Origin of the sequence: Psychrobacter sp. 1044 (genome assembly GCF_904846525.1) — a bacterium.
Taxonomy (GTDB): Bacteria; Pseudomonadota; Gammaproteobacteria; order Pseudomonadales; family Moraxellaceae; genus Psychrobacter.
Genome location: NZ_CAJHAZ010000008.1, coordinates 85,926 through 102,041, shown reverse-complemented (window position 1 = coordinate 102,041; position 16,116 = coordinate 85,926). Strand labels below are relative to the sequence as shown.

General features: G+C 42.8%; 10 protein-coding genes, 1 tRNA gene and 1 pseudogene. 7 read left to right on the top strand and 5 right to left on the bottom strand.

The annotated features are described in order from the left end of the window. The 3 genes from JMX82_RS07225 (at position 1) to hemB (ending at position 6,286) form a co-directional block, all read left to right on the top strand. Positions 1–3,231: an efflux RND transporter permease subunit gene (locus tag JMX82_RS07225; RefSeq protein ID WP_201540041.1), complete on the top strand. Its 3,231-nt coding sequence runs from the start codon at positions 1–3 to the stop codon at positions 3,229–3,231. Further along, on the top strand, positions 3,228–5,039 hold the full coding sequence (locus tag JMX82_RS07220) for an efflux transporter outer membrane subunit (RefSeq protein ID WP_201540040.1): 1,812 nt from the start codon (positions 3,228–3,230) through the stop codon (positions 5,037–5,039). The genes JMX82_RS07225 and JMX82_RS07220 overlap by 4 nt, the downstream gene beginning before the upstream one ends. A gap of 239 nt (positions 5,040–5,278) precedes the next feature. Further along, entirely contained in the window at positions 5,279–6,286 is a 1,008-nt protein-coding gene (gene hemB, locus JMX82_RS07215; protein WP_201540039.1) for a porphobilinogen synthase, read from the top strand. Between the two features lie 104 nt (positions 6,287–6,390). Here hemB and JMX82_RS07210 read toward each other — a convergent pair whose 3' ends face one another. After that, positions 6,391–7,368: a glutathione S-transferase family protein gene (locus JMX82_RS07210; RefSeq protein WP_201540038.1), complete on the bottom strand. Its 978-nt coding sequence runs from the start codon at positions 7,366–7,368 to the stop codon at positions 6,391–6,393. 306 nt (positions 7,369–7,674) lie between these two features. Between JMX82_RS07210 and JMX82_RS07205 the strand changes: the two genes are divergently transcribed. Further along, a tRNA-Val gene (locus JMX82_RS07205) sits at positions 7,675–7,751 on the top strand. Here the strand turns inward: JMX82_RS07205 and JMX82_RS14455 are convergent. After that, positions 7,702–7,944 (bottom strand): annotated as a pseudogene (locus JMX82_RS14455) (DUF2938 family protein); the annotation flags it as partial. The gene JMX82_RS07205 and the pseudogene JMX82_RS14455 overlap by 50 nt on opposite strands. Positions 7,945–8,089: 145 nt before the next feature. Here JMX82_RS14455 and JMX82_RS07195 point away from each other — a divergent pair. From JMX82_RS07195 to JMX82_RS07185, 3 genes are all read left to right on the top strand, one after another. Beyond that, entirely contained in the window at positions 8,090–8,500 is a 411-nt protein-coding gene (locus JMX82_RS07195) for a helix-turn-helix domain-containing protein (protein WP_201540037.1), read from the top strand. Positions 8,501–9,266: 766 nt separating this feature from the next. Next, a complete protein-coding gene (locus JMX82_RS07190; RefSeq protein WP_201540036.1) occupies positions 9,267–11,606 on the top strand; it encodes a TonB-dependent receptor in 2,340 nt (779 codons plus the stop codon). Between the two features lie 87 nt (positions 11,607–11,693). Further along, positions 11,694–13,091, top strand: coding sequence for a YncE family protein (locus JMX82_RS07185; protein WP_201540035.1), 1,398 nt, complete (start codon positions 11,694–11,696; stop codon positions 13,089–13,091). Between the two features lie 323 nt (positions 13,092–13,414). On the opposite strand, the gene JMX82_RS07180 is transcribed toward JMX82_RS07185, so the two are convergent. The 3 genes from JMX82_RS07180 to JMX82_RS07170 form a co-directional block, all read right to left on the bottom strand. Then, complete coding sequence (locus tag JMX82_RS07180; protein ID WP_201540034.1) at positions 13,415–14,023, bottom strand: nitroreductase family protein; 609 nt, start codon at positions 14,021–14,023, stop codon at positions 13,415–13,417. A gap of 73 nt (positions 14,024–14,096) precedes the next feature. Next, on the bottom strand, positions 14,097–15,035 hold the full coding sequence (locus JMX82_RS07175; RefSeq protein ID WP_201540033.1) for a pirin family protein: 939 nt from the start codon (positions 15,033–15,035) through the stop codon (positions 14,097–14,099). 177 nt (positions 15,036–15,212) lie between these two features. Further along, entirely contained in the window at positions 15,213–15,923 is a 711-nt protein-coding gene (locus JMX82_RS07170) for a pirin family protein (RefSeq protein ID WP_201540032.1), read from the bottom strand. Between the last annotated feature and the right edge of the window lie 193 nt (positions 15,924–16,116).

Sequence of the window (16,116 nt, the reverse complement as noted above, 5' to 3'; positions counted from 1 at the left end):
ATGTCACGTTTTTTTATTAATCGCCCTATTTTTGCATGGGTTATGGCTATTTTAGTCATGCTCATCGGGGTGATATCGGTCATTAACTTACCGATTGAGCAGTATCCACGTATTGCACCACCGACGATTTCAGTCAGCGCAAGCTATCCTGGTGCTAATGCTCAGACGGTTGAAGATTCAGTCGTTCAGATTATTGAGCAACGCATGAAGGGTCTTGATGGGCTGATGTATATGTCGTCATCGAGCTCCTCGAATGGCGCTGCATCCATTACGCTCACTTTCGAAAATGGTACGGATTCTGATACTGCACAGGTACAGGTACAGAACAAACTCCAAGCCGCCATGAGCTCACTACCCGAGTCGGTACAGCGTCAAGGCGTCAACGTTAATAAATCCTCTAGCAGCTTTTTAATGGTGCAAGGTTTTATTTCTGAAGATGGCAGCATGGATCGTGCGGATATCGCCGATTATGTCAACTCAAACGTTGTTGACCAGTTAAGCCGTGTGGAAGGTGTTGGTGAAGTACAAGTTTTTGGTTCTGCTTATGCCATGCGCATTTGGTTAGATCCAGCGCGCTTACGTAGCTATAACATGGTGCCAGCTGATGTGGTTGAGGCAGTACGGGCACAAAACGCCCAAGTATCTGCCGGTCAGCTAGGTCAAGCACCTGCTGATACCAGTCAACAGGTTATCAATGCGACTGTCACGGTTCAAAGCTATCTACAAACGCCTGATGAATTTAAAAACATTCTATTAAAAACCGATACTGCTGGCGCAAAAGTGCGTTTAGGTGATGTGGCAGAGGTTGAGATTGGTAGTGCAGACTACGGCGTAGTGTCGCTATACAATGGTAAAGAAGCAGCCGGTCTTGGTATTTCATTGGCAGGTGGTGCAAATGCACTGGAAACTCGTGAAGCCGTTGGGGCTCGTATGGCAGAGCTGGAAGCAAACTTCCCAGCAGGTCTAACATCCGTTATCCCTTATGACACCACACCATTTGTGCGCTTGTCTATCGAACAAGTGGTTATGACACTGCTTGAGGCAATTGTTCTCGTATTTATCGTCATGTTCGTTTTCTTACAGAACTGGCGTGCGACCATCATTCCTACTCTTGCCGTACCTGTCGTACTACTTGGCACCTTCGCTGTACTTTACATCGCTGGTTTTAGTATTAACGTCTTGACCATGTTTGCCATGGTACTATCCATCGGTCTGTTGGTCGATGATGCGATCGTCGTCGTCGAAAACGTCGAGCGTATCTTGGAAGAAGATCCTGATATCTCTATTAAGGATGCTACCGTACAATCGATGGGCGAAATTAGTAAAATCGTTATTGGTATTGCGCTGATTCTATCTGCCGTATTCGTACCGATGGCATTCTTCGGTGGCTCAACAGGTGTGATTTATCGTCAGTTCTCTATCACCTTGATTACCAGCATGGTGCTATCAGCCTTAGTAGCGCTTATTTTTACCCCTGCCCTTTGTGTGACCTTACTCAAGCGTAGCAAGAGCCATGATAAAGGCAATACAGAAGAGCAAAAAGGCTTCTTTGGTTGGTTTAACCGCTCGTTTTATAAAGTCAGTCGTAGTTACGAGAATTTAGTTGGCAAAAGTTTCCGCTTGAAGTGGCTATACTTAATTCTTTATGCTGCCATTATCGGTATTATGGCAGTGGTATTCTTACGTATTCCCGGATCGTTCTTACCAGAAGAAGATCAAGGTATTATGTTTACCTTGGTTCAGTTACCTGCTGGTGCGACGCTTGATGAAACGCAAGAAGTGCTCGATAAAGTCAGTGATTATTACAGTACCCAAGAAGGCGATAATATCGCTTCAGTCTTTACGATCGCAGGTTTTAGTTTTGCAGGACAAGGGCAGAATATGGGACTGGCCTTTGTACGTTTATCGGATTGGGCTGATCGTCCCGGTGAAAAAAACACTGCACAGGCTGTCGCTGATCGCGCCATGGGTTACTTCTTTACCCAACTAAATGAAGCACAAGTATTTGCGATTGTACCGCCAGCCATTACCGAACTTGGTAACGCCAGTGGTTTTGACTTAATGATTCAAGACACCGGTAACCTTGGACATGAGGGTCTACTCGAAGCACGTAATATGCTGCTTGGCATGGCTGCGCAAAACGACAAAGTCGCAGGCGTTCGTCCAAATGGTCAAGAAGATGCACCGCAGTTAAAAGTGAATATTAATCAAGAGCAGGCCGCTGCTTATGGCTTGTCACTTGCTAGTATTAATAGCGTTATTTCTACCGCTTGGGGCTCAAGTTATATTAATGACTTCGTCGATCGCGGGCGTATTAAACGCGTCTTTGTTCAAGGTGAACCAAGCAGCCGTACTAATCCTGAAGATATTGCTAAATGGTATGTACGCAACGATGTAGGTGAAATGATTTCATTTGATGCGTTCTCTAGCAGCGAATGGCAATCTGGCTCACCGCGTCTGACCCGTTATAACAGCTTACCATCGATGAATATTCAAGGGAGTGCTGCACCTGGTCTAAGTACGGGTGAAGCGATGAGTTCGATGGAAGCAATGATGGAGAATCTGCCTGAAGGTGTGGGCTATGAGTGGACGGGTATGTCACTTGAAGAGCAAAAGTCAGGTGCACAAGCGCCGATGCTATACGCGCTTTCAATCTTGGTGGTATTCTTATGTCTAGCAGCCTTGTATGAAAGCTGGTCTATCCCCTTCTCTGTGCTATTGGTCATTCCACTTGGGGTATTAGGTGCAGTCATCTTTACTTGGCTACGTGGCTTTAATAACGATATTTATTTGCAGGTAGGTCTACTCACAGTCGTTGGTCTATCCGCTAAAAATGCTATCTTAATCATTGAGTTTGCAAAAGAGCACCAAGAGGAAGGCTATAGTCTGAGAGAAGCTGTCATGACAGCAGCGCGTCAACGTTTGCGCCCGATTATCATGACCTCGCTTGCCTTTGGACTGGGTGTTGTGCCATTATTTATCGCCACAGGTCCTGGTTCAGGCAGTCAAAATGCCATCGGTACCAGTGTACTAGGTGGCGTCGTGACCGCGACATTGTTAGGTATCTTCTTTATTCCCATGTTTTATATTTGGGTACGTAGTATGTTCCCGTACAAATACGAGAATAATAAACCAAACAATAAAGATGATGATAATAGTACGCCTGACCCGCAAAACCCAACGCCTTCTGAGAATTATCAGCCTGCAAGCTTTGGAGACAATACACAATGAGTGCTCAGAAAACATATAACACCAACTCAGCAGCGGTAGCAAATATTGCTATCACTGTGCAACCAGCGGGCTCACATATGCGCAGAAATGCTGGTCGCCTAATCGGCTTGACCGTTTTAGCGATGAGCATGGCTGCTTGTAACACGATTCCAAAAGCAGATATGCGCCCTGTGCTTGCTGAGCCAAATATCCCTATCGAACAAACCTACGGGGCATTCGATAAAGAAACAGTTAGTAGCGCTGATCAAGCAAGTATTGCGGGTCAACGCTGGCAGAATTTTTATAGCGATGAGCGTTTAAAGGGCTTGATTGCTTTAGGGTTAGAAAACAACAAAGATTTCGAAAGTGCTCGTTTAGCAATCGAGAAAGCACGTGCACAGTATCAAATTACCGATCTTAATGATCTACCAGCGATTAATGGTAGTGGTGGATACACGCGTCAAGCACAAAATAGAACTGACAAAAACCCCAATAGTAGCTATAACGTCAACCTAGGCTTGGCTAATTACGAGTTGGACTTTTGGGGCAAAATTGCTAGCTTAAAAGATCAAGCGCTACAGAATTTCTTAGCCACTACAGCGGCCAAAGATTCGACCCAAATCAGCTTGATTAGTAATATCGCTCAGAGCTATGCCAACTTGAGCTATAGCTTAGCGCAGTTAAAGCTGGCAGAAGCCACGGTTGAGAGTCGTGAAAAGTCCCTGTTTATCGCTGATAAACGCTTTGAAGCAGGCATTGATCCGAAGCTGCCATCTTTGCAAGCCAGTGCGTCATTAGAAAATGCCAAACTTGCTGTCCTACGGGCACAAAGCAGCATTTTAAAATCACGTAACGCCTTGCAGTTCTTGGTGGGTGGACCGATTCCAACCAATCTAATTCCAACACCAGCAGTCAGCAACATCACTAGCCAGCAGATATTTAGTGCAGGCTTACCAAGTGAGTTGCTACGTTATCGCCCAGATGTACTGCAAGCAGAATACAACCTAAAAGCCGCTGGTGCCAATATCGAAGTGGCACGCGCGTCTTATTTCCCGTCTATCAGCTTAGCCAGTAGCATTGGGGTTAGTAGCGGCAGTTTAGATGACTTATTCAAAAGCGGCGCTGTCGGTTGGTCGTTTGGTCCAAGCATTAGCGTGCCTATCTTTGACGCTGGTCGCCTAGATGCCAATTACGATGTGGCTAAAATTGAGCGTGAACAAACGCTCGCAGGCTACGAGAAATCTATCCAAACCGCATTCCGTGAAGTGTCAGACGTACTCGCGACACGAGCCACGCTGGGTGAGCAGCTTGAAGCACAATACCGTCTACAAGATAACTTTGAACAAACATTCCAGATAGCAGATGCACGCTTTAAAGCAGGTATCGCCAACTATCTAGATGTGCTAGATGCACAGCGTTCATTGTTCTCAACGCAGCAAGGTATTTTGGATTTAGAGCTACAAAAAATCGTGAGCCAAGTCGAGCTATACCAAGTGCTGGGTGGCGGTGCCAATCTGGATGTACCAACGGCGATTCCTGTACCACATAAAAACTTAGTGCAACTAGTGAATCTACCTGCCAATAGCAATAAAGCAAAAGCGGCAAATGCTATCGATGCGGCTAGCTCAGCGCGAGTTGCTTCTGCACAAGAAGCGAACGCCATTAAACAAGCGCAACCATCGGAAACGGCTACCTTTGAGCCGACCGCTGTCGTTGACGTCAATAATGATGGTAAAAAAGATGCTGCCGTAGGAGTCGTTACCAAACAGACGACGTATAACGAAACCAGCGTTGAGCAAGTACCGGTCACGCAGATCGTTGAGCCTTAAGCACTCATAAATAGTGTGAGGTAATTTCCTTCACATTGATAGTCGATAAGTACAAAAAGCCCTACCGACTTGGTAGGGCTTTTTGCTTTTGTAAGGCGCTTTTAGTTATAGTAGACAAATTAGCTTACACATACTTTTATCCACTTATTAATGTCCGTTCTATAAAAAAATATGCTTCAAAACAGCTTATTTAATCAAGCTGATAAATAACAATGACTAAAATCTAATGAGGACAAATCATGACTTATACCTTTAACCGTCAATTCCCTGAAACTCGTCTACGTCGACTACGCTACAACGATAACGTACGCGCGATGATTCGTGAAGTTGAGCTGCATCCTAAGCACTTTATCGCCCCTGTCTTCGTCTTAGAAGGCAAAAATAAGCGCGAAGCAATCGCTAGTATGCCAGGCGTTGAGCGCTTATCGATTGACCTACTGATCAACTATACCAAAGAATTATTAAGCGAGGGCGTCACCACTATCGACATCTTCCCTGTTATCGATAATTCCTTAAAAACACCCGACGGTAAATCAGCTTATGATGAAAATGCCCTTACTGCTCGTACCGTAAAAGCGATCAAAGATGCTGTGCCTGAAATGGTGGTAATGACCGATGTGGCGTTAGATCCTTATACCTCACACGGTCAAGATGGACTGCTGGATGATTCAGGCTATGTGATTAATGATGAAACGGTCGAAGTATTGGTCAAGCAAGCATTGGTACATGCCCGCGCTGGCGCTGATATCATCTCGCCTAGTGATATGATGGATGGCCGTATCAAAGCCATGCGTGACGCCTTTGAAGCCGAAGGCTTTGTGAATACCGCTATCATGGCTTACTCTGCCAAATACGCCTCTGCATACTATGGCCCGTTCCGTGATGCAGTCGGCAGTGCTGGCAACCTAAAAGGTGGACACAAGAAACAGTACCAGATGGATTTCGGTAATCGTGCTGAAGCGTTGCACGAAGTGGCGATGGACATAGCCGAGGGTGCAGACATGGTCATGATTAAGCCGGGTCAGCCGTATCTAGACCTTATTCGCGAAGTTAAAAATACCTTTGGCGTACCGACCTTTGCTTATCAAGTGTCTGGCGAATATGCCATGCACATGGCTGCGATTCAAAATGGTTGGCTAACCGACGCGGTGATTTTAGAATCGTTGATTGGTTTCCGCCGTGCTGGCGCTGATGGAATTTTGACGTATTTTGCGCTAGAAGCCGCTCGTCAGTTGAATAATGCCTAATATAAATTAAGCAGCTTTTTATTTATACCATCAATCTATCGCGCCAACTGTGATTAATCAGCTGGCGCGATTTTTATTATCTTATTTTAACATCTCAATAAAACTTATAAACGTTTACGCTCGTGTGGCTCATTAAAATCAAGCACTGGACCAACAGGAATGATACGCGTGGGATTGATATTGGCATGGCTAGTATAATAATGCTGCTTAATATGCTCGATGCTTACCGTCTCTGCAATACCTGGCACTTGATATAAATCACGCAAATAACCCCAAAGATTGGGATAATCAACAATACGGCGAATATTACATTTAAAGTGTCCGACATATACCGCATCAAAACGCACCAGCGTAGTAAAGAAGCGCCAGTCCGCCTCAGTTATCGTATTACCTAGCAAATAACGCTGGTCTGTCAAACGTGCCTCTAGCGTCTCTAATGCATCGAATAGCTCCGTCACTGCTTCTTCGTAAGCCTCTTGTGTGGTTGAAAATCCTGCTTTATAAACGCCATTATTAACCGCAGAATAAACCAGCTCATTAACTGCATTAATTTCTGCTAATAACTCGGTTGGTAAAAAATTACCTGCTAGTGCCCCAACCTCATCAAAAGCTGAGTTAAACATACGAATGATCTCAGAGGACTCATTACTGACGATGGTATTGGTTTTTTTGTCCCATAATACTGGCACCGTCACCCGTCCTGTATAGTCAGGCTTTGCCGCCGTATAAATCTCATATAAGTAATTAGCATTTACGATAGGATCAGCAATCACGCCATCGCCCTCTGCAAACGTCCAGCCCTTATCGCCCATAAATGGATGCACCACTGACAGCGAAATCAGGTCTTGCAAACCCTTTAGCTGACGGTAAATAATGGTACGATGTGCCCAAGGACATGCAAGCGAGATATATAAATGATAGCGATCAGCTTCGGCTTTAAAACCGCCAACACCTGATGGGCCTGCGCTGCCATCGACCGTGACCCAATTTCTAAAACCGGCATCTTCTCGCTCAAAGCGTCCACCGCTCGCCTCTGTGTCATACCATTTGTCTTGCCATTGACCATCAACCAATAAACCCATATCACTCTCCTCAACATTCTATTTTGATATAATTTTTTTGAACTATGAGTACTGTGAAACTATTATCATAATCCTCACTTTATTTTGAGAATGATACCAGTTATATACTGCCTAGCTATTAGGATTTGTAGTTCTACTGACAATAAAAAATAAACCAATTTCAATCACTATTTAATATAACTACATAAAAAAACATTAAAAGTCATTCAATATAAAGTGTGATAATCATTATTATGCTAATAAAAAAATTTATTAGAAATAAAGCTTGCAAAGTCTCAAAAACTTGATAAAATACTCAACCTAAATAGGCGTATAGCTCAGTTGGTTAGAGCGCTACCTTGACATGGTAGAGGTCAGCAGTTCGAGTCTGCTTATGCCTACCAAATATTTAGAAAGCCCCAATCTCACGATTGGGGCTTTTTTTGTCTGTAATATGTGGGCTGTCCACCCAATAAAAAGATCACCATGAATAGTATTAGATTTTGCAGTAGCGTCATGACGAAACCGCCCTTGATCCATGTAAGCAATCCAACGCCTCACCATTCTCCAGTTGCGCGGTAGAATATTAAATAAATACTTCCTGAGTAATGATCATAAGTCCATCACAGCGGTAGCACCAATACCGATTAATATTATAAAAACGACGTTATCCATGATGACTCTCTTACTGGTTTCAGTATCAATGTGATGATTGCATACAATTTTAAGTCCAGAGGGCATTATGGATATTTCGCAGGTTGCTAAACAGTCTGGTATTCCTGCTTCAACGTTACGATTTTATGAGAAAAAATGCCTAATTCGCTCTGTTGGTCGGCAAGGTATCCGCCGAGTTTTCAGCGAAGATGTATTAGAGCTTATGTCCTTGATTGCTTTAGGACGTGTTGCAGGGTTTTCACTGGATGAAATTACTGGGATATTAGGGTCTGAAAAAACTCTAGATGTTGATCGAGATTTGTTGCTGAATAAAGCCTCTGAACTGGATGAAATGATTCAAAAATTAGTCGCTATCCGTGATGGGCTACAACATACGGCAATTTACACAGCGCCTAGCCACTTGGAGTATCCGAGGTTTCGACGTCTAATGAATCTAGCAGCCACTGGCGCTATTAAAGGTAACACTTTGCATAAATAAGCAATAGAGCTGATTCTATTAGGTGATTAGGTCACTCAAATAATATTGAACTGATTAACAAATACAACTGCGATTATCCAAAAAACCTAGATTACTAGTATCACTTCACTTACCTACTTTCTCTCTATTCAATTGTGCCAAATGTATAGAGTAGCATTCGTAAATAAAGACAAACCTACTCTAAAGCCTGTCCCCTCATATAACGTTTGCTCTTAGCAACTGTCGTTAAAGCTAAACTAGCTATTTTTTATTCAAGTTATCACTCAAAGTTGGTTTTAAAATTCCAAAATATAACACCTTCAGCCATATGAAATCCTAAACTCTGGTGCTAAATTCCTGCAAACTGTCATTAGACCAGACGATCTATTGTTGATTTATTGCCTACCGTTCTTATTTTTTATTTCTTGTTTCTTCAGAGACTGGCTTACAAAATGCTCTATATTTCAGACGTGTCAATTCATTGACCAGAGATCTATAAGGCTTTTTATGATTGATATTCTCATGAACCATAGTTCTTAACACATTCATTTTTCTAACTTTCGACATACTCATTATTATTTCAGTACTAACACATTCATTGAATGACCGTCACATTTATCACTCACAAAGAAAGTCAAATATTGAAGTTACCTCGTGTAAGCGTAGCTAATATGCACACCTTGCTGAAATATAAAGTTTGTATATCTTTATGTTATATTATAACATAACGAAAATATTTACTCTTATCGTTATTTATCCCTATATAACTTCTTATTTTGGTAATCTCATGTCTCCAATTTTTCATATCAACAGATTAAGAGAACCTGATTATACTTCTGTATCTTCAGTTAATTTTAGTATTCGCCGGGTAACGACTGTATTCTCAGTAACGACAGCTTTAGGTATGGCAAGTTTGTCAGTAAATGCGAAGGATACGATGGTAGATATCAAACCTATGACATCCTCATCTTTTCACCTAAACTCTCCTGATACGACCCACCCTTCGGTGACTCTAGACACCATAGTGGTGACGTCTAACCCTTTATTGCCACAAGCGAATGAAATGGCAACCGCAACCAGTATTGTTACTGGCGATGCGCTCACTACTCAGACAAGCAGTACGCTTGGTGATGCACTAGCAAATGAAGTTGGCGTGTCTACTGATAGTTTTGGGCAAGGCGCAAGCCGACCAATTATTCGAGGGCAAAGCGCACCGCGTGTCCAAGTCATGCAAAATGGTTTGAGCGTACAAGATGCGTCACAAATCTCACCAGACCATCAAGTGGCGGTACCTGTCCTAGGTGCCAAACAAGTTGAAGTAATCAAAGGCACGTCAGCGTTGATGTATGGTGGCGGTGCTATCGGTGGTGTGGTCAATATTGTTAATGACACTATTCCTAAAGAAAAGCCTAAAAACAACATCAGCGGAAAATTGGCATTGATTGGTCAACAAGCCACAGACGGTTATTTAGGTTATGCAGAACTCAATGGCAGTATCGGTGAAAACTGGCTATGGAGTGGGTATTACCAAAAGACGGATAAAGGCAATATCCAAGTGCCACACTTAGATACCGATGAGATTGCCAACAGTTGGTACACGCAAGATAACGGTAGCATCGGCTTGTCTTATGTGACTGATATGGGCTATATCGGTGCATCATATCAGCGCCTGTCTTCAGAATATGGCTTGCCCTTTCATGTGCATAATGAATGCTCACCTGATAGCGTACTGACCAACCAACTGAGCTGTGAGGCGGATCACGAACATGACCACGATCATGGTGAAGCGCCCTATGTCGATATGACGTCAAACGTCTATCAGCTCCATGCAGAGCGAAAATTACCCATGATAGGCGTCGATAGCATCAATACGAAACTCAGCTATACCGATTATCGTCACGATGAAATAGATGAAGGTGCGGTGGGCACAACTTTTGAAAACAAAGCCATTAGTGCTCAAGCTCAAGCCACACATAGCACGTATAAAACAGGCAATCTAGGCTTTATGAAAGGTGTGGTCGGTCTAGATTACACAAACAGCCGGTTTTCTGCTGTTGGGCTAGAAGGTTATTTGCCGCAAACCGATCGTACACAAGTCGGTTTATTCTTCATTGAACGACTCACGCCTGATTATTTTGGCGCAAAAATACAGAATGCTGATAAATTTGCAGGACAACCATTATCTGCAAGTGATGCCCATGCTGGTCATAATCATGGTGAGACGACGAACTACGCTCCCCTCGATACGTCTAGTATTTTAAGAAAACAAGGCAAAAGTCCTTGGTATATTGAGTTTGGCGGTCGTCAAGATTTTCAAAATCTAATAGATAACGACAATAACATCGAAAAAACACATGCCGGAACGTCTGTCAGTTTAGAAGGTGGCAAATATCTTACGCCTAATACGCAGTTGTCAGCCAGAATCAGTCATTCTGAAAGATTGCCTTCTCCACAAGAGTTATTTTCTAATGGCGCCCATCTTGCAACCAATACTTGGGAGCGTGGCAATGGGCAATTAGAAGAAGAATCTACTGATGGCGTAGAGCTCACTTTGCGTTACGACAATGGCAATCGTTTTGATAGTAGTATTTCTGTCTTTTATAACGACAGTACAAATTATATTTATGCCAAAACTCAAGACATTGCCACTGAAGGAGAGTCTGCTGGTTTCCGTTTAGTGGATTATGTCCAAAGCGATGCCAAGCATTATGGTGGTGAAATTCAATCACGCTATTATCTTAATGACAATATTAGTATTGGCAGCTTTGCCGATATTGCGCTGATAACGCTAGATGATACAAGCCTTACACGGAAGTACGCACCTAGATTGGTAGCGCCCCGTATTGGTGGTGATATTACCTCTCAATTTGGTCAATTTGACTTGGTGCTGTCTGGATACCATCGTTTTGAGCAAGATCACATTGCTGATTTTGAAACCAATACGCCGAGCTACAACATGGTTGATGCCAAGCTTGTCTATCACAGTTCGAGCGCTCATGATTACACCGCTTTTTTTCAAGTCGAAAATATTCTGAACGAGCTTGCTTATAATCATGCCTCTTATTTGGCTGAACAAGTGCCAATGCCAGAACGCTCATTAAACGCAGGTATCACCTATAACTTCTAACAGCCTACTCTCTTTTCATTAGTCACTTGTAACTAGCAATCCTTAATCAATTGTCATAAGCCTCATAACTTATGACTGGAGTCCTTTATGAATCAAACAAATGCCTTAAGCCGTGCCATCGCGCTCGCCTTCTCTTCTTTAATCGCCGTTTCAGCACTTAGCGGCTGCGGGTCATCAGATGATAGGAAAACACCAATCATAGATTCAGAACATGACCACGACCATGGAGACGATCATGACCATGATGATGAATCTACTGTCAGCACTGAAATGGAACAAGGTCGTTTATTCATCACTGCAAAAGATGGCAGTCAAGCTTACATTTATAGCCTTGCTCAAGATAAAGTGATACAAACCCTACCTTTGACAGGTCAAGCCGATGCCGTACAAAGTAGTCCAGATGGTCATTACGCCGTCATCATGGATCGTACTAATAACACAGTCAATTTTTATCATAGTGGGCTTGAGATTGAAAACCATGGCGATCATGATCACCCATATGCTCGTGATGCGGCAAAAATGCCATTACAGCTCAACTATACCCGCCCAGTACATTTTCAAACGTTTGGTGAGCAAGCAGGGCTGTTTTTTGACGGCTTAGGTGCGACAGGAAATCCCATAGAAAACCCTGTACAAGAAGCTGGATTTGTACTTGTAACAGATACCGGTATAGCTGACGGTACACTGCATTATCAAAACCTTAATACCAGCATGCACGGTACAGCGGAACCTAGAGGCAATTATGTGATTGCCTCGCAGCGTTATCAAACAACTGGTAGCTCACTGGCTGATACGCTCTCTGTATTTGAACAGCATGGTGATCACTATCATATAAGCCAAACCTTTGAGACAAAATGCATGGGGTTGCATGGCAGTGGCAGCGTCACAGATTACAGTGTCTTTGCTTGTAGCGATGGCGTTTTAAGCGTCAAACAAACCGGAGACACATTCAGCGCCGAAAAAATTGCCTATCCCAGCAGCCTAACCAGTATTCGATGTGATAGTACAAGCAGTAGTCCTGCTCGAATTGGCTCATTCATCACTAACCACCATCACAATTATGCCATTGGCACTGCTTGCGGTCAGCCTTACCGTGTCGATCCTGTCAGTAAAAACATGACACCGATTGTCTGGACCACAGACAGCCGTCGCCATATTGTCAGCTATGATTTTGATGCCCATGGAGAGCATTTAATGCTACTCGATGATACCGGCAAGCTGTATATCCTTAATGTTACACAAAATTATAAGCAAACCGCCGTATTAAATGTTTTCCCTAATGGCATCGAAGGCAAAGCGGTTCCCTCATTTATTGTTAACCCAAACACGCAAATGGTTTATATGATGGATGACTCAAACCAGCAAATTATCGAGATTGATCCTCATGATGGTAAAATCGAGTCAAAAATAACACTGAATTTCACACCCTCTCATGTGACTTGGTTTGGTGTGAAAGCTGGGCATGATGATGAACATAGCCATTAGCGCTTAGCACCTCATCTAATAAAGATAGTTTAATGACTGCTGACAGTAACTGGCTATTAAATATATTTATAAACGCTAGTATTCAAGATAACCCTTAATCCGACGCTTCTTAAATTCCGAAGCATCCGATTAAAGCGCTCGATGATCTTGAATTCTTCTATAGGCATATCTTAAACAACTGGGCTAGTAGGATTTACTACATTAGTTATAGTCTGCTATAAAATCATATTATCCCAGTTTATAATTATAAAAAAACCAATGAAACCGCTACGATATTTTCATAGCAGTTTCATTGGTTATACGGTCTTTAACGCTAAAAATTATTAGCCGAATACTTTCATACGCTTGTCTAAAGGCTGAAACGCTTTGTCACCTGCTGGCTGCTCAATAGCGCCGAATACCATTTGAGCATTTAATTCCCAATCATCAGCGATGTCCCAAGCATCAGCAACTCTCTGATCGATGACAGGATTATAGTGCTGCAAATTAGCACCGACATCAATGCTTGCTAATGCCGTCCAAATCATATACTGATGCATAGCATTGGTTTGATGTGCCCAGATTGGGAATTTATCCGCATATAAAGGGGCGGCTTCTTGCATGTTTCTCACGACGCCTTTGTCCTCGAAGAACAATACTGTACCCGCACCCGCTCTAAAGCCTGCGATTTTTTCTTTAGTACCTTGGAACTTCTCGTCATCGCCGACGATAACCTTGAGTGTCTCTTCAGTGATGTCCCATAATTTTTTATGATCTTCACCGAATAACACCACGATACGCGTCGATTGTGAGTTAAAAGCGGATGGCGTATGCAAAACCGCATGCTCAACTAAATTAACGATTTCGTCATTTGATACTGGCAATTGATTACTCAATGCATAGATAGAGCGACGTTTTTCTGCCAATTGCTGTAATGTTTTTAGGTCTGACATTGTTTTCTCCAGTGATTATTGATAAATTTAATTAATTAAGAACTAAGTTATAAAGCTAAATGGTAATCAACCTTTAACCTTTAAAGCCTTGCGGTAATTCAGGTGCTGGCAAACGTTTCATATCAGAGTCGACATTACCGAAACGCTCATGACCATTATTCCAGTCGATAATAGATTGCTCAATCTCTGCTTTATTGTCCGCAACAAAGTTCCACCACAGTAGCACCTGGTTATTCAATGGTTCACCACCGATAAACATCACACGTGTGCCTTTTTTGGCGACCAGCTTGATGCTTTTGTTATTAGCAACATCGCTATCGTGGAAACGAAAGAGTTGATCTTGCTTACATACCTTTCCTTCAGATTCTATCTCACCCTCTGAGACTAAGATACCGTATTCAAAGCTTGGTTCTAAAGTCAGTGTAGCCTCGCCATCTTCGGTGAAGTACACGTCGATACCGACCAGCTTGGAGTATTGGATGGTAGGCGCTTCAAAGTGCTGACCTGACACATTGGTATAGCTACCAGTCGTCAAAATCATCTCAACACTATCTTCCGTCCACGTTGGTAGCTCAGGATAATGGTGAAAACCGCGCTCAATCTCTTGATCCGTCGGTAGTGCAATCCAGAGCTGTACCATACTGATAGCACGCGCCGCCTCTGACGAACCACCAGTGTCTGGAAAGACGCTTTGTTCCGTATGACTGATACCTTGATTCAGACCTGTACCTGCGTTCATGACGTTGACTTGGTTCTTAGTAATGACTTGCTCGTTACCTAAGCTATCTTTATGCAGTACTTCGCCATTTAACATCCAGCTAAAAGTTTGCAGATTGGTGTGCGGATGACGACCGACTTGCATACCGGTTTCATCTTCACCAAAGTCAGCAGGACCAGCGTGATCTAAAAAGCACCACGCACCGATAGGCTGTTTTCCTTTATTGGGTAATAATCGGGCAATCGGAATACCGCCAACATCAGCCAACCTTGGCTCTAGGGTTTGAATACTCATCATTCACCTCTTATTATAGATGGTTATAGATTATTGAATGCTTACTGGTAAATTAGTACTACTTTTTGTATGGATTGATACTGCTGTTGACTGTATAAGTGTTTAATATAGGATTATTCAATAAATAGGTACTGAATAATTAGTTACTTAATAAATAGGTACTGAATAATTAGTTACTTAATACATAGGTACTTCCATTAGTAGTACTCTTGCGTCCTCGGTCGCATCCATCGTGAAGCTTTTGGTATCTGAGATACCAAGGCCGTCACGAGTATCAAGTACATTACCGTTGATAGTCACTTTACCCTCTAGTACCAAGACATAAACACCGTTGTTGACATCTTTTAAATCATAAGTCTGAGTCACGCCTTTATTGAAATTACCCATATGGAACCAAGCGTTTTGGTGAATCCAAACCCCAGCGTCGTCCGCGTTTGGCGAGAGCACTTGGTTAAACTCATTAGCTTGCATGTGCTCATCCATACGTACTTGCTGATAACGCGGCGTCACACCCATTTTATTGGGAATCACCCAAATTTGTAAAAACTTGACAGGTTCATTGGCATCGCCATTCATCTCGCTATGAGTAATACCTGTGCCCGCTGACATGACCTGAATCTCACCCGTTTCGATGATACCTTCGTTACCGATATTATCGCCATGACCGAGCTTGCCAGATAATGGAATACTGATAATTTCCATGTCGCGGTGTGAGTGCTTGCCGAAACCTTGACCACCAATAACAAAGTCATCATTGATGACTCGTAGCGCGCCAAAACCCATACGCTCTGGATTATGATAATTGGCAAAGCTAAAGGTATGCTTGCTTTTGAGCCAGCCATGGTTAGCATCGCCACGAGAATCTGCTGCATGATAGATCGTTTTCATAAGTTATCCTTTATTTTTAATTGGCTTGTTTAAGCTATGGTCCTATTATAATTGTTGACCATATATAGATAAACAGTGCTTATTGCAAATGACTATTCTTATTTATAGAACAATAAGTGCTTAGAATTAACGTAATATAGTAGTCACGCCATCATTCGCGTTACCCATTAGTACCAATAAACAGGTGCAAAAA

What these genes read in the sequence shown, in the direction of transcription:
- JMX82_RS07210 (WP_201540038.1), bottom strand. Translation starts at nt 7,368, where the DNA reads ATGGGTTTATTGGTTGATGGTCAATGGCAAGACAAATGGTATGACACA.
- JMX82_RS07185 (WP_201540035.1), top strand. Translation starts at nt 11,694, where the DNA reads ATGAATCAAACAAATGCCTTAAGCCGTGCCATCGCGCTCGCCTTCTCT.
- JMX82_RS07175 (WP_201540033.1), bottom strand. Translation starts at nt 15,035, where the DNA reads ATGAGTATTCAAACCCTAGAGCCAAGGTTGGCTGATGTTGGCGGTATT.
- JMX82_RS07180 (WP_201540034.1), bottom strand. Translation starts at nt 14,023, where the DNA reads ATGTCAGACCTAAAAACATTACAGCAATTGGCAGAAAAACGTCGCTCT.
- JMX82_RS07220 (WP_201540040.1), top strand. Translation starts at nt 3,228, where the DNA reads ATGAGTGCTCAGAAAACATATAACACCAACTCAGCAGCGGTAGCAAAT.
- hemB (WP_201540039.1), top strand. Translation starts at nt 5,279, where the DNA reads ATGACTTATACCTTTAACCGTCAATTCCCTGAAACTCGTCTACGTCGA.
- JMX82_RS07170 (WP_201540032.1), bottom strand. Translation starts at nt 15,923, where the DNA reads ATGAAAACGATCTATCATGCAGCAGATTCTCGTGGCGATGCTAACCAT.
- JMX82_RS07195 (WP_201540037.1), top strand. Translation starts at nt 8,090, where the DNA reads ATGGATATTTCGCAGGTTGCTAAACAGTCTGGTATTCCTGCTTCAACG.
- JMX82_RS07225 (WP_201540041.1), top strand. Translation starts at nt 1, where the DNA reads ATGTCACGTTTTTTTATTAATCGCCCTATTTTTGCATGGGTTATGGCT.
- JMX82_RS07190 (WP_201540036.1), top strand. Translation starts at nt 9,267, where the DNA reads ATGTCTCCAATTTTTCATATCAACAGATTAAGAGAACCTGATTATACT.